The sequence below is a fragment of the Geodermatophilus sp. SYSU D00696 genome, assembly GCF_054050235.1.
Genome location: NZ_JBJGYY010000046.1, coordinates 12,172 through 34,770, shown reverse-complemented (window position 1 = coordinate 34,770; position 22,599 = coordinate 12,172). Strand labels below are relative to the sequence as shown.

General features: G+C 75.9%; 21 protein-coding genes. 7 read left to right on the top strand and 14 right to left on the bottom strand.

The features are described 5' to 3' along the window. Positions 1–175: 175 nt before the first annotated feature. Complete coding sequence (locus tag ACI79O_RS21380; RefSeq protein ID WP_456892614.1) at positions 176–1,030, top strand: Fpg/Nei family DNA glycosylase; 855 nt, start codon at positions 176–178, stop codon at positions 1,028–1,030. Between the two features lie 6 nt (positions 1,031–1,036). On the opposite strand, the gene ACI79O_RS21375 is transcribed toward ACI79O_RS21380, so the two are convergent. After that, positions 1,037–2,704: an MBL fold metallo-hydrolase gene (locus tag ACI79O_RS21375; RefSeq protein WP_456915149.1), complete on the bottom strand. Its 1,668-nt coding sequence runs from the start codon at positions 2,702–2,704 to the stop codon at positions 1,037–1,039. A gap of 224 nt (positions 2,705–2,928) precedes the next feature. On the opposite strand from ACI79O_RS21375, the gene ACI79O_RS21370 reads away from it, so the two are divergent. After that, a complete protein-coding gene (locus tag ACI79O_RS21370) occupies positions 2,929–3,492 on the top strand; it encodes a MarR family winged helix-turn-helix transcriptional regulator (RefSeq protein ID WP_456915148.1) in 564 nt (187 codons plus the stop codon). A gap of 41 nt (positions 3,493–3,533) precedes the next feature. On the opposite strand, the gene ACI79O_RS21365 is transcribed toward ACI79O_RS21370, so the two are convergent. After that, positions 3,534–4,244, bottom strand: a complete 711-nt coding sequence (locus tag ACI79O_RS21365; RefSeq protein WP_456915147.1) for a hypothetical protein — start codon at positions 4,242–4,244, stop codon at positions 3,534–3,536. A gap of 150 nt (positions 4,245–4,394) precedes the next feature. Between ACI79O_RS21365 and ACI79O_RS21360 the strand changes: the two genes are divergently transcribed. Both ACI79O_RS21360 and ACI79O_RS21355 read left to right on the top strand, forming a co-directional pair. Beyond that, positions 4,395–4,802 (top strand): DUF485 domain-containing protein, encoded by a 408-nt coding sequence (locus ACI79O_RS21360; protein ID WP_456892622.1) that lies wholly within the window; start codon positions 4,395–4,397, stop codon positions 4,800–4,802. Continuing rightward, the gene (locus ACI79O_RS21355) at positions 4,792–6,435 is read left to right on the top strand and encodes a solute symporter family protein (RefSeq protein WP_456892624.1); all 1,644 of its coding nucleotides are present in this window, start codon (positions 4,792–4,794) and stop codon (positions 6,433–6,435) included. Before ACI79O_RS21360 ends, ACI79O_RS21355 begins: the two co-directional genes overlap by 11 nt. A 207-nt stretch (positions 6,436–6,642) precedes the next feature. Here ACI79O_RS21355 and ACI79O_RS21350 read toward each other — a convergent pair whose 3' ends face one another. The 3 genes from ACI79O_RS21350 to ACI79O_RS21340 all read right to left on the bottom strand — a co-directional run bounded on the left by ACI79O_RS21350 (position 6,643) and on the right by ACI79O_RS21340 (position 8,801). Beyond that, positions 6,643–6,900, bottom strand: coding sequence for a hypothetical protein (locus ACI79O_RS21350; protein ID WP_456892626.1), 258 nt, complete (start codon positions 6,898–6,900; stop codon positions 6,643–6,645). A gap of 116 nt (positions 6,901–7,016) precedes the next feature. After that, positions 7,017–7,877: a manganese catalase family protein gene (locus tag ACI79O_RS21345; protein WP_456877151.1), complete on the bottom strand. Its 861-nt coding sequence runs from the start codon at positions 7,875–7,877 to the stop codon at positions 7,017–7,019. A 180-nt stretch (positions 7,878–8,057) separates the two neighbouring features. After that, positions 8,058–8,801, bottom strand: a complete 744-nt coding sequence (locus ACI79O_RS21340; RefSeq protein WP_456915146.1) for a sensor histidine kinase — start codon at positions 8,799–8,801, stop codon at positions 8,058–8,060. 94 nt (positions 8,802–8,895) lie between these two features. Between ACI79O_RS21340 and ACI79O_RS21335 the strand changes: the two genes are divergently transcribed. Then, a complete protein-coding gene (locus ACI79O_RS21335) occupies positions 8,896–9,549 on the top strand; it encodes a response regulator (RefSeq protein ID WP_456877153.1) in 654 nt (217 codons plus the stop codon). Positions 9,550–9,660: 111 nt separating this feature from the next. Here ACI79O_RS21335 and ACI79O_RS21330 read toward each other — a convergent pair whose 3' ends face one another. Then, positions 9,661–11,232 (bottom strand): PH domain-containing protein, encoded by a 1,572-nt coding sequence (locus tag ACI79O_RS21330; RefSeq protein WP_456915145.1) that lies wholly within the window; start codon positions 11,230–11,232, stop codon positions 9,661–9,663. Next, positions 11,229–11,744: a PH domain-containing protein gene (locus tag ACI79O_RS21325; protein ID WP_456915144.1), complete on the bottom strand. Its 516-nt coding sequence runs from the start codon at positions 11,742–11,744 to the stop codon at positions 11,229–11,231. The genes ACI79O_RS21330 and ACI79O_RS21325 overlap by 4 nt, the downstream gene beginning before the upstream one ends. 236 nt (positions 11,745–11,980) lie before the next feature. Here ACI79O_RS21325 and ACI79O_RS21320 point away from each other — a divergent pair, with 236 nt between their 5' ends. After that, entirely contained in the window at positions 11,981–12,310 is a 330-nt protein-coding gene (locus ACI79O_RS21320) for a rhodanese-like domain-containing protein (RefSeq protein WP_456915150.1), read from the top strand. Between the two features lie 51 nt (positions 12,311–12,361). Here the strand turns inward: ACI79O_RS21320 and ACI79O_RS21315 are convergent, their stop codons facing one another. From ACI79O_RS21315 to ACI79O_RS21300, 4 genes are all read right to left on the bottom strand, one after another. Then, the gene (locus ACI79O_RS21315; RefSeq protein WP_456915143.1) at positions 12,362–13,978 is read right to left on the bottom strand and encodes a long-chain fatty acid--CoA ligase; all 1,617 of its coding nucleotides are present in this window, start codon (positions 13,976–13,978) and stop codon (positions 12,362–12,364) included. A 73-nt stretch (positions 13,979–14,051) separates the two neighbouring features. Continuing rightward, positions 14,052–15,362: a sigma factor-like helix-turn-helix DNA-binding protein gene (locus tag ACI79O_RS21310; RefSeq protein WP_456915142.1), complete on the bottom strand. Its 1,311-nt coding sequence runs from the start codon at positions 15,360–15,362 to the stop codon at positions 14,052–14,054. Further along, positions 15,359–16,066, bottom strand: a complete 708-nt coding sequence (locus ACI79O_RS21305; RefSeq protein WP_456892634.1) for a DNA alkylation repair protein — start codon at positions 16,064–16,066, stop codon at positions 15,359–15,361. The genes ACI79O_RS21310 and ACI79O_RS21305 overlap by 4 nt, the downstream gene beginning before the upstream one ends. Beyond that, complete coding sequence (locus ACI79O_RS21300) at positions 16,066–17,274, bottom strand: cytochrome P450 (protein WP_456892636.1); 1,209 nt, start codon at positions 17,272–17,274, stop codon at positions 16,066–16,068. The genes ACI79O_RS21305 and ACI79O_RS21300 overlap by 1 nt, the downstream gene beginning before the upstream one ends. Positions 17,275–17,331: 57 nt before the next feature. Between ACI79O_RS21300 and ACI79O_RS21295 the strand changes: the two genes are divergently transcribed. Further along, entirely contained in the window at positions 17,332–18,267 is a 936-nt protein-coding gene (locus ACI79O_RS21295; protein WP_456892638.1) for a DUF5926 family protein, read from the top strand. A gap of 171 nt (positions 18,268–18,438) precedes the next feature. Here ACI79O_RS21295 and ACI79O_RS21290 read toward each other — a convergent pair whose 3' ends face one another. Genes ACI79O_RS21290 through ACI79O_RS21280 form a run of 3 tightly spaced genes read right to left on the bottom strand, consistent with a single transcriptional unit; the run spans position 18,439 to position 22,570 of the window. Next, positions 18,439–19,875 (bottom strand): M20/M25/M40 family metallo-hydrolase, encoded by a 1,437-nt coding sequence (locus ACI79O_RS21290; RefSeq protein WP_456915141.1) that lies wholly within the window; start codon positions 19,873–19,875, stop codon positions 18,439–18,441. Further along, positions 19,872–21,341 (bottom strand): MFS transporter, encoded by a 1,470-nt coding sequence (locus ACI79O_RS21285; RefSeq protein ID WP_456915140.1) that lies wholly within the window; start codon positions 21,339–21,341, stop codon positions 19,872–19,874. Before ACI79O_RS21285 ends, ACI79O_RS21290 begins: the two co-directional genes overlap by 4 nt. Beyond that, on the bottom strand, positions 21,338–22,570 hold the full coding sequence (locus tag ACI79O_RS21280; RefSeq protein ID WP_456892644.1) for an arginine deiminase: 1,233 nt from the start codon (positions 22,568–22,570) through the stop codon (positions 21,338–21,340). The genes ACI79O_RS21285 and ACI79O_RS21280 overlap by 4 nt, the downstream gene beginning before the upstream one ends. Positions 22,571–22,599: the final 29 nt, after the last annotated feature.

Sequence of the window (22,599 nt, the reverse complement as noted above, 5' to 3'; positions counted from 1 at the left end):
GCCGACGGACGGTTCTCGTCCACCGGCGGCCGTCCCTGCCCGCTCTCGGTCACGTCCGGGCCTCCCCTCCGCCGCGTGACCCGGACGCTACGGAGGTGTGCAGCGGTGTGCACTTCCGCGGAAGTGCACACGATGGGGGACGACGGGAGGCGGGTGCGGCGGGGATCATGGCCGGGTGCCCGAGTTGCCCGAGGTGGAGGCGCTGGCGGCGTTCCTCCGCGAGAACGCCGTCGGCCGGGTCGTCGCGCGCACCGACCTGACCGCGCTGCAGGCGCTCAAGACGTTCGACCCGCCGCTGTCGGCGCTGGCCGGCCTGGAGGTCACCGGCGCCGCGCGGCACGGCAAGTTCCTCGACCTCGACGTCTCCGGCCTGCACCTGGTGGTGCACCTGGCCCGCGCCGGGTGGCTGCACTGGCGCACCGGCCTGCCCGCCGCGCCCCCGAAGCCCGGCAAGGGGCCGCTCGCCCTGCGGGTCCACCTCGATGACGGCAACGGCTTCGACCTCACCGAGCAGGGCACCCGCAAGGGGCTGGCCGTGTACGTCGTCCGGTCGCCGGCCGAGGTGCCCGGCGTCGCCCGGCTCGGTCCCGACGCGCTCGAGGTCGACCGCGACACCTTCGCCCGGCTGCTGGGCGGCCGCTCCGGCCAGCTCAAGGGGGCGCTCACCGACCAGACGCTGCTGGCCGGGATCGGCAACGCCTACTCCGACGAGATCCTGCACGCCGCGCGGCTGTCGCCGTTCAAGATGGCCGACAAGCTCGGCGACGACGAGGTGGTGCGCCTGTACGACGCCGTCCGCGCGACGCTGACCGACGCCCTGGAACGCCAGGTCGGGCAGGCGGCGGCGACGCTGAAGGGCGAGAAGCGCTCGGGGCTGCGGGTGCACGCCCGCACCGGCCTGCCCTGCCCGGTGTGCGGCGACACCGTGCGCGAGGTCAGCTTCGCCGACACCTCGCTGCAGTACTGCCCGACCTGCCAGACCGGCGGCAAGCCGCTGGCCGACCGGCGGATGTCGAAGCTGCTGCGCTGACCGGCCTCAGCCCGCGCGCGAGGCCCGCCAGGCCGCCAGCCGGGCGATCGTCGCGCTGCCCGCGCCGCCGTCGTCCACCGAACCGGGTTCGGCCGAGCCGACGGCGGTCCACCAGTCCTCCAGCGGCGGCGGCGCCAGCACGTCGACCCGCTGTCCCGGCCGCGGGACGAGGACCTGCACGTCCGAGCGGGCGGCCGCGGCGAGCAGCCGCTGGACCGGCTCGGCCCAGCGGTGGAAGGCCAGGTTGAACGTCGCCCAGTGCACCGGCAGCAGCACCTGTCCGCCCAGGTCGCCGTGCGCGCGCACCGCCTCCTCGGGGTCCATGTGCACGTGCGCCCACGCCTGGTTGTAGGCGCCGATCGGGAGCAGGGTCAGGTCGAACGGGCCCAGCCGGGCGCCGATGCCGGCGAAGGCGGGCGTGTAGCCGGTGTCCCCGCCGAAGAAGACCCGGTGCCGGGGCCCGGAGACCACCCACGACGACCACAGCGTGGTGTCCCGGGTGAGGTAGCGACCGGAGAAGTGCCGCGCCTCGGTGCAGGTGATGGTCAGGTCGCCGACCGTGGCGGACCCGTCCCAGTCCAGCTCGACGACCCGCTCGGCGGGCACGCCCCAGTGCCGCAGGTGCACACCCACGCCCAGCGGCACGACGAACGGCGCGTCCTGCTGCTCGACCAGCGCACGCACGGTGGGCAGGTCGAGGTGGTCGTAGTGGTCGTGCGAGACGAGCACCGCGTCGACCCGCGGCAACGACTCCAGCGGCACCGGCGGCTCGTGCAGCCGGGTCGGGCCGAACACCGGCGACGGCGACACGCGGAACGCCCACACCGGGTCGACGAGCACCCGGGCGCCGTCGACCTCGAGCAGCGCGCTGGAGTGCCCGAACCAGGTCACGGCGAGGTCGCCGGCGTCGGCGGGGATCTCCGGGCGGGCCAGCGGCACCGGACCGCCGGGCAGGCCGACGTGCCGGTCGTCGTGCCACTGCCGCAGCAGCCCGCGGCGGGCGTTGGGCGGCGGCAGCGCAGGCGTCGGGAGGGTGTTGTGGAACCTGCCCTCCGACCACTGCGGGGAGCCGGCGACGGTGGGGCGGATCTCCCGCCGTCCGGCACCGATCGCCGTCGGCAGGCCCCACAGGGCGCGGCCGAGGAAGCCGGCGGGCACGGCGAGGGTCGCGGCGGTCAGGGCGAGGCGGCGACGGGCTCGGCCGCGGTCACCGGAGAGGGACGGCACGCCCTCCAGCATCCCAGCCGCCGCGGCGCGGTGGCCGGACGCCGGAGGGAGGCCGTCGTCACGGACTGACGTCGTCGGCGGGGGCGGGGAAGTCGAACGGCGGGGCGGGTGTCTGGCCCTCGGCGGCGACCATCGCGTCGACGGTGACCTCGCCGGCGGGACCGACTGCGACGACCGCAGCGACCGCTCGAGGTCCAGGAGCGTGATCGTCGGCGCGCCCTCGGCACCGACGTAGACGTCGTCGTCGGCCGGGACGGGGACGTCGATGCCGCCGCCGTCCCCGTCGACGGCGTCGGCGAAGCCCTCGCCCCGGACGTCGACCAGCCTGTCGGCGGTGCCGCCGCTGTTGGCGATGCCGAGGAAGAGCCGGGCGTCCTCGCCCTCCTCGTACACCCCGTCGAGCGGGTACTCGACCTGGACCTGCAGGACCGACAGGTCACCGGTCACGGCGGCGTCCGGGCCGACCGCGCCGCCGGACACCTCGGGTCCGGGGACCGACAGCCGCTCCTCGGCGCTGCAGGCGCACAGCGCCAGGACCAGCGCGGCGGGGATCGCGATCGCGGTGCGGGTCCTCCTCGTCCTCCCCGTCTCGGGGTCCGGTGCCGTACGGTCACCCCACCACCGGTGCGCCAGGCCAACTGTTGCCGTGCTGCAACACTCTGGGAGGGGTCGTGGACGGGGACGAGGTCCTGCTCGACCTGGCACGGGCCGTCGTGGGGATCTCCACGCGGGCGGCGTCGGCGCTCGGACCGGTCTCGGTGGTGCAGCTGCGGGCGCTCACCGTCCTGCGCCGGTGCCCCGACGTCCCGCTCGCCGAGCTGGCCCGGGGCGCGGGCGGTGGCGTCTCCACCACCAGCCGGCTGGTGGACCGGCTGGTCACCGCCGGGCTCGTCGACCGCCGGTCCTCACCGGCCAGCCGGCGCGCGGTCAGCCTGCGGCTCACCCCGGCCGGCGAGGAGCTGCTCGACCGCTACGACCGGCTGCGGCTGACCGAGCTGCGGGCCGCCCTGGCCGCGGTGCCGGGGGAGCGCCGCGCCGGCGTGCTGGACGCGCTCGCGACGTTCACCGCGGGGGTGGGCGCCGGTCCCCGGCCGGTCGCCGTGGACCGCGGCGCGGACGAGGGCGGGGACCCCGCGTGCTGGCTGCACCGGGTGTGCCCGGCGTGCGGCCGGGTGGCCGACGAGGACCCGCCGACCGTCTGCGCCGCGTGCGGCGAGGAGCTGCCCGCCGCGTAGGGGCGGGTCCACGACCGGCCCGCGGCGCGCGGTGCCCGGCCTCACCCTGCAGCGTGGGGTCGGGCACCGCCCGGTGAGGTCTGCGGGCATCGCCCGGAGGCGTAGGCGGCCGGTCGCGCGTGGCGGGCGAGGGCCTCGGCGAGCACCCGCTCCTGGAGGGCGACCTCCGCGGCGACGTCGTCCGGCGCGGGCAGCGGGCGGCCGTGCCCGGCGGCCAGGAACAGGCAGGTGTAGACGCGAGTGGAGTCGGCGTCCTCGGGGTGCAGCAGGTGGAGCACCGTCCGCGCCGCTCCGGTGGCGGGCAGGTCCAGCCGCAGCCGCACGGGGAACGGCGCCCGGAGGACGGAGGCCGCCGCGTGCCCGGAGGGGGAGCGCGCCAGGTCGAGCAGCGTGTCGGCCAGCGGACCGGCCGGACCCGCCGACCGGGCGGGCGGCAGCCAGCGGCGGACGAACCGCCGGTCCGCGTGCCCGGGCAGCTCCGGCGGGACGTCCCGCGGACGCGCGGGCGCCAGCCAGACGACGCCGAGCCGCTCCCGCACCCCCCACGCCGGCGGGTCGGTCGCCAGACCGCCGGCGTCGCGGTGCAGCCGCCAGGTCCGTCCCAGGAGGCGCACCTGCAGCCAGCCGCCCGGCCGCAGGTCACGCGAGAGGGCGACCGGGTGCCAGGCGTGCTCCAGCACGGGGTCGGGGACGCCGGACACCGGGGAGCAGGCCGTCGGGGGTGCGGTCGCCGTGGACCCCGCTGCGGTCATGCCCCATCGCACCGCCCTCCGGTTCCCGCGGCGTTACGGACCGCAGAAGCTCAGGTCACGGCTCCGCGGCGGTCGTTCGCGACCCGACCGCCCACCACTTAGGGTGAGCGCCGTCACAGATCGACGACGTCCGCTACGAGGGGGCCACCCGTGACCGATCCCGCCGAACGGCGGTTGCTGACGCCTGAGGAGTACCGGCAGGCGCAGGACTCGCCGGAGTTCACCGAGCTGCGCCGGCGCTTCCGTCGCTTCGCGTTCCCGATGACGGTGGCCTTCCTGGCCTGGTACCTGCTCTACGTGCTGTTGTCGACCTACGCGCCGGACTTCATGGACACCCGGGTCGTCGGCAACATCAACATCGGGCTGCTGCTCGGGCTGGGGCAGTTCGTCTCGACGTTCGTGATCACGCACCTCTACGTCGCGCACGCCAACCGGCGCACCGACCCGATCGCCGACGAGATGCGCGAGCGGCTCGAGCACCACGAGTACGCCGGGGGCGGCGCGCACACGGCCGCGGGCGGCGCCGACCTGTCGAAGGGGGCCCGGCGTGTCCGTTGAGCTGCTCGCCGCCGACGCCACGATCGGCAGCCCGGCCGTCAACATCTCGATCTTCGGCGCGTTCGTGCTCGTCACGCTGGTCATCACCTTCCGCGCCAGCCGGAACAACAAGAGCGCCGCGGACTACTACGCCGCCGGCCGCAACATCAGCGGCACCCAGAACGGCCTGGCCATCGCGGGCGACTACCTGTCCGCGGCGTCGTTCCTCGGCATCGCGGGCGCCATCGCCGTCTACGGCTACGACGGCTTCCTGTACTCGATCGGCTTCCTCGTCGCCTGGCTGGTGGCGCTGCTGCTGGTGGCCGAGCTGATGCGCAACACCGCGCGGTTCACCATGGCCGACGTCCTGGCCTTCCGGATGCGGCAGGGGCCGGTGCGCACCGCGGCGGCGATCTCGACGCTGGCCGTGTCGCTGTTCTACCTGCTGGCGCAGATGGCGGGTGCCGGCGGTCTGGTCACCCTGCTGCTCGGGGTCACCGGCGAGGCCGCGCAGGCGCTGGTCGTCGTCCTGGTCGGCGCGCTGATGATCATCTACGTGCTCGTCGGCGGCATGCGCGGCACCACCTGGGTACAGATCATCAAGGCCTCGCTGCTCATCGCGGGCGCACTGGTGATGACGCTGTGGGTGCTGGCGGAGTTCGGGTTCAACGTGTCCGAGCTGCTCGGCGGGGCCCAGGCCAACGCCGTGGAGGGCCGCGACGTCCTCGCCCCGGGGGCCCAGTACGGCGCCACGAACACCTCGAAGCTGGACTTCGTCTCCCTCGGCCTGGCCCTGGTCCTCGGGACGGCGGGCCTGCCGCACGTGCTGATGCGCTTCTACACCGTGCCGACGGCGAAGGACGCCCGCCGCTCGGTGGTCTGGGCCATCTGGCTGATCGGTGTCTTCTACCTGTTCAGCCTGGTGATCGGGTACGGCGCCGGCGCCCTGGTCGGCCCCGAGCGGATCCTCGGTGCGCCTGGTGCGGTCAACTCCGCCGCCCCGCTGCTGGCCTTCGAGCTCGGCGGCACGATCCTGCTCGGCATCATCGCCGGGGTCGCGTTCGCGACGATCCTCGCCGTGGTCGCGGGCCTGACCATCACCGCGTCGGCGTCCTTCGCCCACGACGTCTACGCATCGGTGATCAAGAAGGGCAACGTGCCGCCCAACGGCGAGGTGCGGGTCGCCCGCATCACCGCCGTCGTCATCGGGGCGATCTCGATCGGCCTGGGCATCCTGGCGCTGCAGGCCGGGCTGAACATCGCCTTCCTCGTGGCGCTGGCGTTCGCGGTGGCGGCCTCGGCGAACCTGCCGACGATCCTCTACACGCTCTTCTGGAAGCGGTTCACCACCCAGGGCGCGCTGTGGTCGATGTACGGCGGGCTGATCACCTGCATCGTGCTGATCATCTTCTCCCCGGTGGTCTCGGGAGCGCCGGTCAACCCGGCCACGGGGCTGTCGCCGTCGCTGCTCCAGGACGCCGACTTCTCCTGGTTCCCGCTGAACAACCCGGGCATCGTGTCCATCCCGCTGTCGTTCTTCCTCGGCTGGCTGGGCACGGTGCTGTCCAAGGAGAAGCCGGACCTCGACAAGAACGCCGAGCTCGAGGTCCGCTCGCTCACCGGGATCGGGGCGGAGAAGGCCGTCCAGCACTGAGGAAGGGCCTCCGTGCCAGGTTCGGCACGGGGGCCGTTTCAGCACCTCACGTGTCGAGGCGCGCGTCCCCTGCGGGGGCGCGCGCCTCGCGCGTCTCCCGGCCCGGCGCGGCGTCCTCCCTCACCTCCGGGCGTCCTCCCTCACGGTGCGCGGTGGGGGAGGACGCCCGACGATCAGGTCACCTGATCATCGCCCCGGGGACCGGGATCAGGCGGCCCGGACGGCGGGTGCCGGGTCGGCCAGCGGTGCGTCGGGCAGGGCGGCGTCGACCGTCGCGACGGCGGCCCCGGTCGAGGGGACCGCACGGCGCGAGCGGCGCACCGTCCAGCGGGCGGCGAGGGCGGTGAGGACGACCAGGCCGGCGAGCGCCTCGCGGGCCGAGCCGGCGAGGGCGCCGGCGACGGCGACGGCGACCGCCGCGGTGTAGACCGCCGTCAGCACGACGGCGGGGGTGGGCAGGTGCACGGGGGCCTCCGTGAGGGGTGCCGGGTCATCGGCGTGCGCCCGCCGGGCCGGCGGCCGGACCGCGGGACGGCCCGGCCACCGGCACGGCGACGGCGCGGTGGTTCGACGTCAGGACGTCACTTCAGGAGGTCCTTGGCCTTCTGCAGCATCGTGTGCGCCTCGGTCTGCGGCGTGCTGTAGAGCCGCGGGTCGCCCGGGGGAAGCGTCGGGCCGTCGGCGGTGGCCTCGATGGCCGCGGCGCGGAAGGTGCTCCGGCCGTCGATCGAGGGTCCGGAGGCCCACCGGCCGTTGGCGGCCTCGGGTCCGTCGGAGGCCTGGATGAAGGTGTAGCCCAGGTCGCCGACCTCCTCGTCCAGCGGGAAGGCCTCGGGCACGGGCAGCCCCTCGAGGCCGTCCTCCTTGAGCTGCTCGACGGCGGCCAGCCACTGCTGCTGGTGCATGTGGTCGCGGGTGATGAGGAAGCGCAGCAGGTCCTTCACGCCCGGGTCGTCGGTCATGTTGTAGAGCCGGGCCACCTGCAGCCGGCCCTGCATCTCGGCGGTGGCGTTGTAGTAGAAGTCCGCCATGAGGTTGCCGCTGGCGGTCACGTAGGCGCCGGTCCACGGGTTGCCCATGCTGTCCATGTACGACGCCGCCTGGCCGTTCTGGATGAGGTGCTGCGGGTTGTGCTGCCCGTAGCCGGCGGCGGCCTCCTTGGTGCGGTCGGCCGAGTCCGGCTTGAGCGGCGCGTGGTCGAGCAGCCGGTCGATCATCGTGATGATCATCTCGACGTGGGCCAGCTCCTCGGTGCCGATCGAGAGGAGCATGTCCTTGTACTTGCCGGGCAGCCGGCAGTTCCAGCCCTGCAGCAGGTACTGGGTGGCGACGGTCATCTCGCCCCACTGACCGCCGAGGATCTCCTGCATCTTGCGGGCGAAGTCCGGGTCCGGACCGTCGGGCTTGGCCTCGTACTGCAGGGCGTGGGTGTGCGTGAACACGGGCTCTCCCTCACGTCGGGCATGGCTGCGTCGTCGCGACACCGCGGCTGCGGTGACACCCCGGACCTGCCCGCGGGCGGTGGCCCACCGGTGCCGTCCCCTGGCCCCTCGGTGCCATTCCGTTCGTCGGGACCGATCCGCAGCCATCAGCGCGCGACAGAGGCCTCCCGGGGCCCCCGCTCAGCGGTCGGGGAGCTCCACGCGGAGGGTCAGCCCGACCTCGGTGACCGCCCAGGTCACCCGCCCTCCCAGGTCGCGGGCGTGTCGCTGCACCGACCACAGCCCCAGCCCGGTGAGGTCGACCGGCGGGGTGCCCGGGCGCAGGTACTGCACGACCCGGTCGGGACGGGCGACGTCCTGGGTCAGCGCCAGGAGGACCCAGCCGCCCCGGCAGGTCACGCAGAGCAGCACCGCCGCGCCGTCCCCGTGCCGGTGGGCGTTCTCCAGCAGGTTGGTGAGGATCCGCTGCACCCGCGCGTCGGCCACCCCCACCCCGCAGGCCCGGTCGTGCAGGGCCAGGGTCAGCTGCCCGGCGGGAAGGCCCGAGGCCGCGACGGACGCGCGGACGACGTCGCCGAGCAGCCAGCCGCCCGCGGCGCGCCGCGTCGCCCCGGCGCTGGCGTCGGCGGTGCGCAGCATCGAGGACAGGTGCGCGGTCTGGGCGCGGGCCAGCGCGAGCACCTCACGGCCGTCGGCGGTGCGGTCGAGCGTGCCGAGCAGCGCCTCGAGCGAGGCCAGCGGGCTCCGCATGTCGTGACACATGGCCGCGAGCAGGGCACCCTCGGGTGTGGGCGGCGGCTCCGACTCGGGACGTGCCCCCCGGGCGGCGCGGACGACGTGGTCGCGCACCACCCGGGCCAGGTCGGTGAGCAGCCAGGGGGAACCGGTCCGGGCGGTACGGGGGGTGTCGGGAGCCAGGGTCACGGGCACCTCCGGGTGCGTTCGGCCGGCACGCCGAGCGACGGGCCGGGTGGGGAGGGTCGTGGGGACCGACGCCGGGACTGAGCGTCAGGAGCACGTGGACGTGGTGGTCGTCGACGACCACCCGTTGTTCAGCCGGGGGCTGTCGTTGCTGCTGCCCGGGGTCAGCGACGGCCGGGTCCGCGTCGTGGCCACCACCGACGACGCCTCCGCGGCCGCGGCGATGGTCCGCCGGCACCACGCCGACGTCGCCGTCGTCGACCTGCACATGCCACCGCCCGGGGGCGTGCGGGCGATCGCCGCGATCCGCCGTGCCGACCCGGTGGTGCGGGTCGTGGCGCTGTCCGGGCTGGCCGAGGCCGACGCCGCCCTGGAGGCGCTGCGCGCGGGCGCGGCCGGGTTCCTGCCCAAGACCGCCGACCCCGAGCACCTGGTCCGGCCGCTGCTGGCGGTCCTCGACGGCTGGTCGGTCGTCCCCGAGGCACTGCTGCGCCAGCTGCTCGACGACGCCGCCCCCACCGGGGAACAGGGCGTCGCCGACCGGCTGACCAGCGACGAGCGGCGGCTGTGGCGGCTGGTGGCCGAGGGCACCAGCACCGTCGACATCGCCACCACGCTGCACGTGTCCGAGCGGACCGCCAAGCGGCTGGTCGCCGCGCTGCTGCGGAGCCTCGGGGTGGCCACCCGGGTCGAGGCCGCGGCACTCGCCGGCCGCGTCGGTCTCGGCACGGGGACCGGCGGGCCGGGCTGAGCGGCGGACGTGCCGCGGCGCGGTCGTCATCGCGCCCCGGCTACCCGACGGGATGATCGACACGCGCCGGTTCCGGTGAACTGGCCCCGGCGGGCCAGCGACGCGCGAGGGTCAGCCGGCGGGGCGGTCCCGGGGACCGTGCGCGGTGGCCCAGGGCCCGGAGGCCGCAGCGGTGAACGCCGCGACGTCGGCGGCGGCCATGTCCACCGCCGCGTAGCCGCCGGTGCCCGCGCCCACGCAGGCCACGACGGTGGCCAGGCCGGCCCGGCGCTGGAACCACGTCTGGCGCACCTGCCAGCCGACGACGGCCCGCCGCTGCAGCACCGCCTGCTCCCGCACCAGCAGCCCGCTGCGCACGCTGAACGACCGCGGGCCGGCCGTGTGCCCGAGCGCGGCGTAGCGGCCCAGGCCCAGCGGCACGCCGAGCACGGTGAGGACGCCCCCGACGGCGAGCAGGCCCCAGAACCCGGTGGCCGCCTGCAGCCACGCGCCGGCCGCGGCGACGGCGAGCCCCGTGACCACCGCCCGCACCACGGCGCGGCGCCGGGCGGCCGGTGGGTGGGCGGCCAGCGGCCCGGGGTCGTCGACCAGCAGGCCCAGCAGCCGGACGGCCTCCGCCCGCGGCCCGAGCGGGAACAGCTGCCCGCGCCGGCTGGCCGCGCCCAGCCCGGTGACCAGGGCGTTGACCCGCGCGGCCCGCACCGCCCGCATGCCCAGCCCCTCGGCGAGCGTGCCGCCGCGGATCCGGTCGACCTCGAGCTCGGTGTGCCGGCGGGTGACCAGCCCGCGGACGGCGCTCAGCGACCCGCCGCGGCGCACCAGCCGGAAGCCCCAGTTGACCACCGCCGCCCCGAGCACCGCCCCGACGGCCAGCAGCACCAGGCCGACGGTGACGGCGACGACGAGGACGCGCACGTCGCTGAGGTCGGGGCCGTCGAGGTCGGGCCGCAGGTCGCGGGGCAGTTCCTGCAGCAGCCGGGAGAGCGCGCCGACCGCGGCCAGCGGCACCGCGAGATAGCTGGCGACCAGGGGCGCGTACAGCAGCCACCGCGGGTCGAAGCGGGCCAGCTCCTCCTCCGCGGGCTCCACCGGCGGTGCCGAGGGATCGACGTCCGCCGGTGCCGGCCGGGCCGCGCGGCGGTGGGTGAGCACGGAGACGCGCAGCCGGTCGCCCTCGGCCCGCGGGACGCCGTCGACGACGACCTCCTCGTCGCCGCCGGTCGCCGTCCCCGCCGCGGCGTCGATGCGGACCCGCACGAGCCCGAACAGCCGGTGCAGCGCCGGCGCCTCGACCTCGACCCCGCGGATGCGGTCGTTGGGCACCGTGCGCACCGACCGGGCCAGCAGGCCCCGGGTGACGACCACCGCCGACGGGGTGTCGGCGTAGGTCGTGCGCCACCAGGTCAACGCCGCGAACAGCAGCGACAGCGCCGTCACGACCACGACCAGCGCGGCGACGACGCCCGGGCCGTCGATGCCGACCGCGGCCACGACGGGGATCGCCGCCGGCACCACCTGCCGGGCCTGCTTGAAGGTGACCGTGTGCACCAGGACCACGAGGGGCGAGGTGCGGCGGGCCGCGGCGGCCGCGGCGTCCCCGGGCGGCACCGGCGGTGGGAGCTGGGCCGGGAACGGTGCCGGGAACTGCTGCGGGAACGGCGGCGGTGGCGCGGGCTCGCTCACGTCGCCTCGTCCCGCACCTGCTCGGCCCGGCGGGCGAGGTCCTCGGCGACCCGCTCGGCCACGGCGACCTCGAGGTGCGGCACCCGCACGGTGCCCTGCGAGGAGGCGGTGAGCACCGCGACGCTGGCCAGGCCGTAGAGCTGCTGCAGGACACCCCGGGTGACGTCGACGGTCTGGATACGGGCGACCGGCACCAGCGTCCAGGTGCGGGTCAGCCAGCCGGTGAGGCTGTGCACGGTCTCCGCGGTGACCTCCCACCGGTGCACGCGGTACCGGATCCACGGGCGGATGCCGATCGCCACGACGGCGTACACGGCGACCAGCAGCGGCAGCAGCCAGCGCAGCACCGGCACCGGGCCGCCCGCCGACGCGGGCACCAGGAGCACCCCGAGGCCCACCAGCACGCCGTAGACGAGGGTGCCGATCACGCCCTCGGTCACCCAGAGCCAGATCGCCGAGCGCGACAGCGACCAGGCCGGCTCGTGGACCGGGGGCGCGAGGGGAGCGGACATCGCCCCCATCCTCCCAGCCCCCGCGGGAAGCGCGGTCCGCGCGCCGGGTGCCGTGCGCGGCGGCCCCGCCGTCGACGCCGGACCGCGTTCCGTGCACGTACCGCGCCCGGCGGGGTCCTCAGGGCGCGGTACGTGCACGAACCGCGTCGGCGCCGGACCGGGGACGCGTGCCTGTCGGGGCCGGCCCCCGCGCAGCCCGGCCCGCACCCGCCGGGCCTGGGACCATGGGCGGCGTGATGCCGCAGCAGGTCCCGACCGTGTCCGCCGCCGAGGTCCCCGAGGACGCGGTGCTGCTCGACGTCCGCGAGGACGGCGAGTGGATCGCCGGCCACGCCGAGGGCGCCACGCACATCCCGATGGGCGAGGTCCCCGCGCGGCTCGGCGAGGTCCCCGACGCCGACCCGCTCTACGTCGTCTGCCGCAGCGGCGGCCGCTCGGCGCGGGTGGCGGCCTGGCTGAACCACAACGGCTACGACGCGGTGAACGTCGGTGACGGCATGGGCGGCTGGGAGGCGTCCGGCCGCCCGATGGTGAGCGAGACCGGCGGGCCGGCCTTCGTGCGCTGACCCCGGTCCGCGCCCGGCCCGCGGACGGGCACGGACCGGGCGCGGCGGACCTCAGCCGGAGACGGGGTGGTCGGCGAAGCGGGAGCGCAGGTCCTTCTTGGAGAACTTGCCGACGCTGGTCTTGGGCACCTCGTCGATGAACTCGACGGCGTCGGGCATCCACCACTTGGCCACCTGCGGCCGGAGGTGGTCGAGGATCTCCTGCTCGGTGGCGGTCTCGCCCTCCTTGAGCACCACACAGGCCAGCGGCCGCTCGTCCCACTTGGGGTGCGGGATGCCGACGACGGCGGCCTCCTTCACCTTCGGGTGGCTCATGATCGCGTTCTCGAGGTCGACCGAGCTGATCCACTCGCCGCCGGACTTGATGAGGTCCTTGGTGCGGTCGGCGATCCGGATCGATCCGAACGCGTCCATCGCCGCCACGTCACCGGTGCGCATCCAGCCGTCGTCGGTGGTCAGGACGACGCCGGCGTCGGGGTTGTAGTAGTCCTGGGCGCACCACGGGCCGCGGACCTGCAGCTCGCCGGTGGCCTTGTCGTCCCACGGCTGCGGCTCCAGCGAGTCGGCGTCGACGATGCGGGCCTCCACGCCGAGGAACGGGATGCCGGCGCGGGCGCGCTGGTCGGCCTTGGCCGCGTCGTCGAGGTCGTCGAAGCGCGGCGGCAGGATGCCCGAGGAGGCGACCGGGTGGGTCTCGGTCATGCCCCACGCCTGCAGGATCGGCAGCCCGACCTGCTCGCGGTAGGCCTCGGAGAGGGCCTTGGGCACGGCCGAGCCGCCGCAGCCGATGTCGCGCAGCTTGTGCGGCTTGCCGGCCAGGTGCGGCAGCACGCCCTGCCAGATGGTCGGGACGCCGGCGGTGAAGGTGACGCCCTCCTCGACGATCAGCTTGGCCAGCGCCTCGGGCTGCATCATCGGGCCGGGCATGACCAGCGAGGAGCCGGCGGCCGGGGCGGCCTGGGCGATGCCCCAGGCGTTGGCGTGGAACATCGGCACGACCGGCATCGCGACGTCGCGGATGCTCAGGCCGAAGGCGTTGGGCTGCAGCACGCCCATGGTGTGCAGCCACGTCGAGCGGTGCGAGTAGACGACGCCCTTGGGGTTGCCGGTGGTGCCCGACGTGTAGCACATCGAGGCGGCGCTGTTCTCGTCGGTGACGTGGAAGTCGACGGGGGAGGCCTCGGCCAGCAGCGCCTCGTAGTCGGCGACGCGGGGGTCGTCGGGGATCTCGTTGTCGCCGCCGTCGTCCATGACCACCACGTGCCGGACGGTCTTCATCGTGTCGATCAGCGGCCACAGCAGCGGCAGCACCGTGCGGTCGACGAAGACGACCTCGTCCTCGGCGTGGTTGGCGATGTAGGTCAGCTGTTCGGGGAACAGCCGGATGTTGAGCGTGTGGAGGACCCGGCCGGTCGACGGCGCGGCGAAGTACAGCTCCAGGTGGCGCTGGCTGTTCCAGCCGAAGGTGCCCACCCGGCCGTCGGCGCTGATCCCCAGCGTGTCCAGGACGCCACCCAGCCGGCGGGTGCGCTCGGCCCACTCCGCGTAGGTCACCCGGTGGATCCCGGTGGGGCTGTTGGTCGCGATCGTCCCGTCGCCGTAGTGCTGCTCGACGTGGCGGAAGATCGCGTCGATCGTGAGAGGGAAGTCCTGCATGAGCCCGCGCATGGCGGCATCGTGCCAGTGACGCCGCTCACGTTCCACACGCGGTGGACGGAACCGTCCGCCCCGGGCGGCGTCGTCAGCCGTAGACCGTGCGCACCGCCTCCACCAGGACGGCCAGCACCTCCGCCGCCGACCGCCCGGCTCCGTGCTGCACGCTGGCCGACAGGACCCACAACCCCGCCCCGCGCGCGTCGGGGACGGCGAGCACCAGCGGCGTCGTGGACAGCCCGCCCGTGCCGGTGCAGCCGATGAGTGCGCCGCCGCCGGGGACGTCGGCCGCGAGGCACGGCTCGTCGCGGCGCGCGGCCCCGGGGAGCAGGGCGGTCCGCAGCCGGTCGATCGCCGTCCCGTCCGGGTCCGCGACGAAGCCGACGCCGACCACCTGCGCGTAGTCGTAGGGGCCGCCCTCCGACAGCCGCACCGGACCCGGGCTCCACGTGCAGCCCACCGGGCCCCGCGGGAGCGCGCCGGCCCGGTGGTCCATCGGCACCCCGAGCGCCGCGGTGAGCCGGTCGGCCAGCGGCGGGCAGCCGTCGTCGTCCTCCGGCGCCTCCTCGTCGGCCCGGCCCCCGGGCAGCCGCCGGTCCCACTCGGCGGGGGAGGTGAGGGTCAGCGGCGCGCCGAGCCGGGCGACGGCGGCCTCGAGGCGGGGCTCGACGACCAGCTCCTCGACGGCTCCCCGGCTCGCCGCTTGATCGTCCGGGCTCACGGCGGTCGCCTCGCCGGAGGCCGTCGTCAGCGACCGGACGGCGGCCGGTCCTCCGGCCAGCAGCACCCCGGCCACCAGCGCCGCCGCGACGAGGACGCCCGCGCGGGCGCGCCGCTGGCGGCGGTACGCGGCGGCGACCGCGTCCGGGGACACGGTCGGGTCCGGCCAGGTCAGCTCGCCGGCCAGGGCGTGCAGGCGGGCGGTGAGCGCGGCGCCGCCGTCCGCGCCGGCCGCGGCCAGCGCCGCCCGGCCGCGGGCGAGGTCGTCGCGCACCGCGCCGACCGGGCCGCCCACCAGCCGCGCCACCTGCTCCTCGGGCAGGTCGTCGGCGTGCCGCAGGACCAGCGCCGTCCGCACCCGGGGCTCCAGCGCCTGCAAGGCCGTCCGCAGCTCCTCGGCCCGCCCGTCGGGGAGGGGGTCGGGGACGTCGGCGACCACCTGCGCCGCCGCCCCGCGTCGCCGGCCCAGGTGGACGTCGACGAGCAGCTCCCGCAGCGCGGCCGGCGGGTCGGCCGACCGCACGAAGGCCGGCCACCGGCGCCGGGCGCGGAGCAGGGCCCCCAGCACCAGGTCCTCGCCCGCCCGCCGGTCCCCGGTGAGCAGGACGGCGGTGCGCAGCAGCGCGGGACCGGCGTCCTCGACCAGGGCGGCCGGCGCCGCGTCCCGGCGCGACGTCACCGGTCCGCCTCCGCCGCGTGGCTCGGCCGGGGAGGACGCCGCTCCAGCTCGCGCAGCACGTCCGCGCCGACCCAGCGGGCACCGCGCCCGCCCGACCGGAGCCCTCGCGCCGTCTCGACCGCGCGGGCGTGCAGGCCGGGGCTGCGCTTGCCGATCTGCCGCAGTGCCCAGCTCGCGCCCTTGCGGACGATGGGCCGGTCGTCGTCGGCCCGCTCGGCGACCGCCCGCAGGAACGACTCGAACCGGTCGTCGTCCGAGCTCCTGTCCGCCACCGCGAGCCCGGCCATCACGGCGAAGCCGGCCCGCTTGACGAACGGCTCGGGCCGCTCGCTCCACTCGAGCGCCCGGTCCCAGGCGAACGCCGTGTGCCGGATCAGGTTCTGGCAGACCTGGTCGCACACGTCCCACGAGTCGAACTCCGCCGCCCACGCGTCGAGCTGCCGCGCGTCGACGGCCGCCGGTTCCTCGACCAGGCTCGCGAGGATGCGGGCCTCGTGGACGCCGGAGTCCCACAGCCCGGCGGCCAGCTCGTGGGAGCGGCCGAGCTCCTTCGCGAGGGTCCGCAGCTCGGCGACCGTGACGCCCAGGGCGTGCGCGCCGCCGATGCCGTACCGGGCCATGCCCTCCAGGCGTGCGGGGTCGGACAGCCCGTGCAGCCGGGCGAGCACCTCCGCGGTGCCGGCCGGCCCCGGACTGCCCGCCACTACCGGGTCAGGACGACGGGCAGCTCGGCCAGCCCGCGGATGACGAACTCGGGACGCCGCCGCGCCGGCCGGGCGAGCTGCAGGTCGGTGGTGCGGCGCAGCAGCGCGCCGAAGGAGGCCTGCAGCTCCACCCGCGCCAGCGGTGCCCCGATGCAGAAGTGCACGCCCGCGCCGAAGGAGATGTGCGGGTTGTCGGTGCGGCCGACGTCGAGCCGGTCGGGATCGGCGAAGACGGCGGGGTCGCGGTTGGCCGCGCCGAGCAGGGCGGCGACCTTCTCACCCTGCCGCACGGTGACCCCGCCGACCTCGATGTCCTCGGTCGCGGTGCGCTCGAACAGCTGCAGCGGTGAGTCGAAGCGCATGAGTTCCTCGATCGCCGTCGGCAGCAGGGCGGGGTCGGCGCGCAGCCGGGCGAGCTGGTCGCGGTGCTCGAGCAGCGCCAGCAGCCCGTTGCCGCTGACGTTGACCGTCGCCTCGTGGCCGGCGTTGAGCAGCAGGATGCAGGTGGTGACCAGCTCGTCCTCGGTGAGCCGGTCGCCGTCGGAGTCGCGCACCGTGACCAGGTGGGTGAGCAGGTCCTCGCCGGGGCTGCGGCGGCGCTCGGCGGCGAGCCCGCGCAGGTAGCCGACGAACTCCGCGGCGGCGCGCTCGGCGGCGTCCTCGACGGCCTCGGTACGGCCGTACTCGTACATCTTCACGATCGCGTTGGACCACGGCCGCAGCAGTGGCCGGTCGGCCTGCGGCACGCCGAGCAGCTCGGCGATGACGGCGACGGGCAGCTCCTCGGCCATCCCCGAGAGGACGTCGACCTCCGCCGTCCCGCCGGACCGTTCGACCAGCGCGTCGACGAGGGAGTCGGCCAGCTGCTGCACCCACGGGCGCAGCCGCTCGACGTGCCCGCGCGCGAAGGCAGCGCTGACCAGCCGGCGCAGCCGGGTGTGCTCGGGCGGCTCCATCTCCAGCAGGGCATTGCGGTGGATCAGGTTGAACGAGCCGAAGCGCTCCTCCGGCGTGCGGTCCCGCCAGATCCGGCCCAGCCGGCGGTCGCGCAGGACGGCGTTGCTCTCCGCGTGGGTGAACGCCAGCCACAGCCCGAGGCCCTCGTGCCGCTGCACCGGCGCGGCGGCCCGGGCGGCGGCGAAGGCGGGGTAGGGGTCGGCGACGACGGCCGGGTCGGTGAGGTCGAGCGGCGGCGCCGGGCTGGTCACGGCTGCCGAGCCTAGGCGTCACGGGCGCCCGTCCGGGGCCCACATACGCTGGGCCGCATGGCTCGATCCGCGACCCGCCGTCGTCCCGCGCCCGCCCGCACCGAGGAGGGGGTCAACCCCAAGGCCCCCTGCCCGTGCGGGTCCGGCCGCCGGTACAAGCACTGCCACGGCTCGGGCTACGCGCCGCCGGTGACCCGCCCGTTCGAGGGCCTGCCCGGCGAGCCGGACTGGGTGGCACTGCGCGAGCTGGTGCCCGCCGCCACCGCGCCGCTGAAGACCGCCGACGGTCGCGACGTCACCCTCGCCAGCGTGCTGCCCGGCGGGGCGCCGGCGCTGGTGCGCAGCAGCGGCGAGATCCTGCTCGGGGTCCAGCTCACCGCCTCCTCCGACGACGTCAGCCGCGACCTCGGCACAGCCCTGGCCGCCGCGCTGGAGGCACCGGCCGGCGCGCCGGTCGACCCGGGTCCCATCGGCGCCGCCGGCTCCTCGGGGCCGCGGCTGCAGGAGCTGCTCGACCTCTCCGCGCCGCTCGAGGTGACCGTGCACGAGGACTTCGGCTTCTGGCTGGAGGGCACCGACGCGGGTCCGGCCGCCCGGGCCGGTCTGCAGCAGGCCAACGAGGCGGTGTTGCCCACCGAGCGGCTCGACGGCCTGGGTGCGGCGTACTGGGTGCGCCCGGGCAACGAGCGGGCGCACCTGCGCTGGGTGCGGCCCGAGGCCGAGGAGCCGCTGCTCGACGCGCTGGCCCGGCTCTCCGCGGCCGAGCAGCTCCTGCTCGGCGAGGGGACCCGCTATGCCGGCGCGTTCCGGGCGCACGGGCTGGTCGTGCCGGTGTGGGACCTGCCTGCCGACACCCCCGCGCAGGACTGGAACGGCCCGGCGGCCGAGTTCGGCACCCGGCTGGAGGAGGCGCTGGCCGCGACCGGCCCGCTGACCGCCGACGAGCGCCGCGCCCGCGCCGGCCTGCTCTCCCGTCAGGTCACGCTGCGCTGACCCGCCGGCGCCCGGGTAGTCCTCGCGCACGGTCGTGCTCTGGTCCGCATTGTGGGCAGAGCACGACCGTCCGCAGGCCCACCTGGGTGGCTCCCCCTTCGTGCTCTGGTCCACATGGTGGGCAGAGCACGACTGCGCTCGGGACATCTCCCCGGGGAGGGTGTCCTGTGCTCAGAGCGAGCGGATCAGGTGCCGGAAGAAGACCGCGCCCCGGTGCAGGGCGGCGACGGTGATGCGCTCGTCGGCGGCGTGCAGCGCGTCGAGCTCGGCCCGCGAGAGGTCGAAGGGCATGAACCGGTAGACGCTGTCGCTGATCTGCGCGAAGTGCCGGGCGTCGCTGGCCTGCACCATGAGGTACGGCGCCACGGCCGCCTCCGGGTACACCGCCCGCACCGCGGCGCCGAGCGCTGCGTAGGCGTCGTTGTCGGTCCGCGACACCGGTGAGGGGTCGGTGCCCGAGAGCACGCGCACCTCGACCGAGGGGTCGGCGACCACCCGGCGCAGCCGCTCCACGGTCGACTGCACCGTCTCGCCCAGCGCGATGCGCACGTTCAGGTGCGCCCGTGCCCGGGTGGCCAGCACGTTGCGCGCGCCGCTGCCCTCCAGCTCGGTGACCGCCACGGTCGTGCGCACCAGCGCGTTGGCCTCGCGGCTGGCCCGCGCCAGCGCCCGCGCCAGCAGCGGCCGCAGGGCGCCGGCGTGCGCGAACAGCGCCCGGTGCGGACCCGCGGCGTGTCGGCCGGCGGCGTCGACCATGCCCAGCACGACGTCGTGCAGCCGCGCCGGGAAGGGTGCGGCGTCCAGCCGGAGGACGGCGCGCGCGAGCCGGGCGGGCGCGCCGCCCCGGGTCGGCGAGGACGCGTGCCCGCCCGGGTCGGTGGTGAGCAGCTCGCAGTCGAGCAGGCCCTTCTCGGCCAGTCCGACGACGGCGATCTGCCCGGCGACGCCGGGGAAGGCGCCGGTCACCACGGCGCCGCCCTCGTCGACCACCGCCCACGGCACGATGCCCCGGTCGCGGAACGCCTGCACGGCCAGCTCCGCGCCGACGCCGAGGACCTCCTCGTCGTTGCCGGAGAAGACGTACACGTCGCGCGCCGGGGTGTGGCCGACCGCGGCCAGCGACTCGACCGCCTCGAGGACAGCCACCAGCGAGCCCTTGTCGTCGATGGCGCCGCGGCCGTGCACGCAGCCGTCCTCGATCGCGCCGGAGAACGGGTCGCGGGTCCAGGCCTGGCCGGTGACCGGGACGACGTCGTGGTGCGCCATGAGCACCAGCGGCGGCCGCTCGGTGCCGCTGCGCCAGCGGTAGAGCAGCGCCCCGTCGCCGAGGACCTCGCGATCGAGCACCCGGTGCATGTGCGGGTACAGCTCGGCCAGCCGGTCCCGGAACCGCCCGAAGGCGGCGGCGTCGACCTGCGCGGGGTCGCGCGAGGAGACGGTCGGGATGCGGATGAGCTCGGCGAGGCGGGCCGCGGCGGCGTCGGCGTCCAGGCCCGTGTCGTCCGCGGGCGGGACCGGGTCCTCGACGGGACGGAACCGGGCGACCCGGCGCGCGGCCGTGACCGCGACCGCGGCCGCGCAGCCGGCGACGGCCGGCGCGATCCTCACGCCACCTCCCGCACGCCCGCGGCCTCCGGCCGGTCGGAGAACGCCAGCCGCGGCACGAACACCAGCGACAGCGCGGCCAGCCACGCCGTCGCCCCGCAGACCACCCACACCGTGACGTAGCCCGCCAGGGAGCCCGCGGTGCCCACCGACCCGGCGGCCAGGGCGACGGCGAACACGGCGGAGGCGAAGCTCCCGCCCAGCACCTTGGTCGTATTGGTCAGCCCGGTGGCAACGCCGGTGCGCCCGGGCGGTGCCGCCGCGGCGGCCGCGGCCGGCAGCGCCGCGACCAGCGCGCCGGAGCCGAGACCGGCGACCACCATCGCCCCGAGGACCTGCGGCAGCGTGTCGTGCAGCGGCACCAGCAACAGGTAGCCGAGGCCGGTGAGCCCGGCCGCGCCGATGAGCGTGACCCGCGGGGTGGTCAGCTGCGAGACCCGCGAGAACTGGCTGGCGCCCACCAGCATCGACACCACGTACCCGCCGATGACGATCGACACCTCGCTCGTCGACAGGCCCAGGCCGTAGCCGTAGACCTCGGGGTCGGTGCGGGCGAACGTCGACAGCGGGCCCTGGGCGCCGAGCACGCTGACCCCGAAGAGCCCGGCGGTGAGCTGGACCGGCCACATGCTGGGGGAGCGCAGCACCCGGAAGTCGACCAGCGGGTCGTCGCGGCGCAGCTCGTACCGCACGAACGGCACGACCAGCAGCACGCCGAGCGCGGTCACCAGCCAGGGCCACGGCTCAGCGGCGCCGTTGACCCGGACGAACGTCAGCCCGCCGGTGATGACCAGCAGGACGACGGTGAGCAGGGCGACGCCGGTGACGTCGACGTCCCCGCCCTCGCGCTCGGTGCTCTCCGGCACGCGGGTCAGCACGACGAGGCAGACGCCGACGACGAGCAGTCCGGGCACGAGCAGCACCAGCCAGAACCGCCCGGCCAGGGCGTCGCCGACCTGCCCGCCGCCGAGGGCGCCCACGATCGCGCCGGCCTGCAGCGCGGCGACGATCATGCCGGTGGCCCGGCGGGTGCTCGCCGCCGCGTCGGGCCGGCCGCGCGACCGGGAGTGGATGAGCGCGACCTGCAGCGGCAGCCAGGCGGAGTAGACGCCCTGCACCGCCCAGGCGACGAGGAAGACGCCGAAGTCCTGCGCGAACGCCAGGGCCACCGTCGCCGCCGCGGTCACCGCCGCCGAGACCAGCAGCATCCGGCGGTGGCCGTGCAGGTCGCCGAGCTTGGCCAGCACCGGCACCGCGATCGCCGACAGCATCAGCTGGGCGGCCTCGAGCCAGTTGACGTCGGCGTCGTTGATGTCGAGGTGCCGGGCGACGTCGGTGAGCAGCGGGACGTAGTAGCCCTGCAGCACGCCGCTGGTGAACTCGACGAAGACCAGCCAGCCGACCAGGCCGCCGCCGAGCCCCGCGATGCGGCCGGCGCGCCGACCGGTCCCGGTGCCCGTGCCGGTCACTCGACCGGGTCGCGCCAGACGGGGCAGGACATGCAGCGCGGCCCGCCGCGGCCGCTGCCCAGCTCGGAGCCCGCGATCCGCACCACCTCGATGCCGGCCGCCTCGAGCGCCGCGTTGGTCACCGTGTTGCGCTCGTAGGCCACCGCCAGCCGCGGCGCCAGGGCGAGGGTGTTGTTGCCGTCGTCCCACTGCTCGCGCTCGGCGGTGACCGGGTCCAGGCCGGTGTCGATGACGCGCAGCCGGTCGATGCCCATGGCCTCGGCGGCCGCGACCACGAACGGCTGCGGCCCGCGCACGGCGAGGTCGACGGTGTCGGCGTCGTCGGGGAGCTGCTCGCCGGCGGTCACCGTCCAGGCGACCAGCGAGTCGGCCACCGCCGGGTACATGACCATCGCGTCGACGTCGACCATCGTGGCGATCGTGTCCAGGTGCATCGTCGCTCGCTCCTGCGCGATCGGGACCACGAGCACGGTGTGCGCCAGGCCGCGGGCGAACACCCGGCGGGCCAGCCGCTCGGCACCGCCCGGCGTCGTCCGCTCCCCGACGCCCACGGCCAGCACCCCGGGCGCCAGCAGCAGGACGTCGCCGCCCTCGAGGTGCTCGAGCGAGGCGTCGTAGAGCTGGCCGCTGCCGGCGAAGCGCGGGTGGTGGGTGGCGATCGCGCGCAGGATCGTGCTCTCCCGGTGCCGCGCCGGCATCGCCAGCGAGGTGATGGCCACCTGGTCGCCGACCCACACCGAGGAGTCCCGGGTGAACAGCAGGTTGGGCAGCGGCGGGACGACGAAGTCCGACCGGTCCATCAGCTGGTAGGCCAGGCCGCGGCCGCCGCGCAGCTCGTCGTGGGCCAGCCCGCCCATGAGGGTGCCGGCCAGCTCCTCGGGCGGGAGGTCGGCGAGGTGGGCGGTCGCCGCGTTCTTGAGGGTGGCGCCCAGCCGGGGGTCGTCGACGGCGGCGGCGATCAGCTCCGCACGTGCCTCGGCGTCGTCGAGCACCTCGGCCAGCAGCCGGCCCAGGTACAGCACCTCGACGCCGCGGCCGGTGAGCGCCTCGGCGAAGGCGTCGTGCTCCTCCTGCGCGCGCGCCACCCACGGGACGCCGTCGAACAGCAGCTGGTCGTTGTTGCGCGGGGTGAGCCGGCGCAGCTCGGCGCCGGGACGGTGCAGGATCACCGTCCGCAGCGGGCCGACCTCGCTCGTCACGCCCAGGGACGCGGGGGCCGTGGCGTTCACGGGGACAGAGGCTGGCACAGTGGCCGGAC

Excerpts from the sequence above, each read along its gene's own strand:
- ACI79O_RS21365 (WP_456915147.1), bottom strand. The coding sequence starts at position 4,244 with ATGACCGCAGCGGGGTCCACGGCGACCGCACCCCCGACGGCCTGCTCC.
- ACI79O_RS21325 (WP_456915144.1), bottom strand. The coding sequence starts at position 11,744 with ATGTCCGCTCCCCTCGCGCCCCCGGTCCACGAGCCGGCCTGGTCGCTG.
- ACI79O_RS21320 (WP_456915150.1), top strand. The coding sequence starts at position 11,981 with ATGCCGCAGCAGGTCCCGACCGTGTCCGCCGCCGAGGTCCCCGAGGAC.
- ACI79O_RS21315 (WP_456915143.1), bottom strand. The coding sequence starts at position 13,978 with ATGCGCGGGCTCATGCAGGACTTCCCTCTCACGATCGACGCGATCTTC.
- ACI79O_RS21295 (WP_456892638.1), top strand. The coding sequence starts at position 17,332 with ATGGCTCGATCCGCGACCCGCCGTCGTCCCGCGCCCGCCCGCACCGAG.